This window comes from Arhodomonas sp. KWT (assembly GCF_010993615.1).
The window spans coordinates 1-1,448 of sequence record NZ_WNXE01000433.1 but is presented as its reverse complement, the minus strand read 5'-3'; the positions used below and the strand labels follow the sequence as shown (position 1 = coordinate 1,448).

General features: G+C 70.3%; 2 protein-coding genes. Both read right to left on the bottom strand.

Annotated features, from left to right (window positions below; translation table 11 throughout):
* Nucleotides 1–293, bottom strand: a 293-nt coding sequence (locus G7A99_RS19655) for a transposase (RefSeq protein WP_163143408.1), incomplete at its 3' end; no start/stop codon positions are given.
* Between the two features lie 864 nt (nt 294–1,157).
* Nucleotides 1,158–1,448: catalase-related domain-containing protein (locus G7A99_RS19650; protein WP_305792343.1), on the bottom strand; the 291-nt coding region annotated here is incomplete at its 5' end.

The following is a 1,448-nucleotide window of genomic DNA, read 5'->3' as shown; positions in this document are numbered from 1 at the left end:
TTCGCGCGCTGCAGCTCAGAGCGCGCGTGGTGGATGACCTGCGCGGGGTTGAGCAGGTGCACGCCGTAGCCGAGGGCGTAGAAGCGCTCGGCGAGCGGCTCGCTGTAGATGCCCGTGGCCTCCAGGGCCACCACCGCCTCGGTGAGCCCGAGTGACTCGAGCCAGCGGTGACAGGCCTGCACGCCCGCGGCGGTGTTGGGGAAGCGCCGCTCGTGCCAGCGCTCGCGCCCGGGGGGCTGGATGGCGGCGTGAAAGTCGTGTTTGGCGACATCGATGCCGAGGGTGACGGCCATGACTCCTCCCTTTGAGCACGAAGCAGGGGTTGCGGGAGCACCTGTGCGGGAGCGCTTCGTCGCGGCCTAACCTTGTCTGTGCAGGCTCTGAGTGCCTCAGGCCTTGGATACCGTTCGGGCTGTATGCGACAAAGATAAAATGGGGAGCAGGGGGCGAATCTACCTCGCAGGCTCTGTCCTGCAGGCCGAAGGTTGGCTACAGCCTCCCTGCTCCCCTCTCTCCCAGGCGTCCCCGGGACCGACACTAAGGGCTACAAACCCTTACCGTCGAAAACACAAGGTTGGCTGCTCCTGGCAGCCAACATCCCGCACCGGGGACGTCGGCTGCCTTCGAGCAGCCGACCTACGGCAGGGGTCCCGGGCGGTGCCGCGCCGTGTAGGTTGGCTGCTCCCGGCAGCCAACATCCCGCACCGGGGACGTCGGCTGCCTTCGAGCAGCCGACCTATGGCAGGGGTCCCGGGCGATGCCGGGCCGTGTAGGTTGGCTGCTCCCGGCAGCCAACATCCCGCACCGGGGACGTCGGCTGCCTTCGAGCAGCCGGCCTACGGCAGGGGTCCCGGGCGGTGCCGCGCCGTGTAGGTTGGCTGCTCCCGGCAGCCAATATCCCGCACCGGGGACGTCGGCTGCCTTCGAGCAGCCGACCTATGGCAGGGGTCCCGGGCGGTGCCGCACCGTGTAGGTTGGCTGCTCCCGGCAGCCAATATCCCGCACCGGGGACGTCGGCTGCCTTCGAGCAGCCGACCTACGGCAGGGGTCCCGGGCGGCGCCGCGCCGTGTAGGTTGGCTGCTCCCGGCAGCCAACATCCTGCCCTGTGGCACCGGGGACGGCGCGGGGCCGCCCCCGACAGGGGATCACCGGATCGCTAGGCGACCACGGCGTCGACGTCCAGCCCCAGGCCCTCGGCGATGCGCCGGGCGAGCTCCGGGTCCGCACGGTGGAAGTGCGGGAGCTGGCGCCGCTGTATCTCCACCGGCACCACGCCGATGTGGCCGACGATGTTGCTCACCAGGCGGTCCTTCTCATCCGCGCTCATCAGCCGGTAGAGCTCCCCCGCCTGGGTGTAGTCGTCATTGCCCTCGCGGTGGTCGTAGCGCCCCGCGTCACCGGAGATGCGCAGCGGCGGCTCGGCCACGGACGGGTCCTCCTGCGGGCC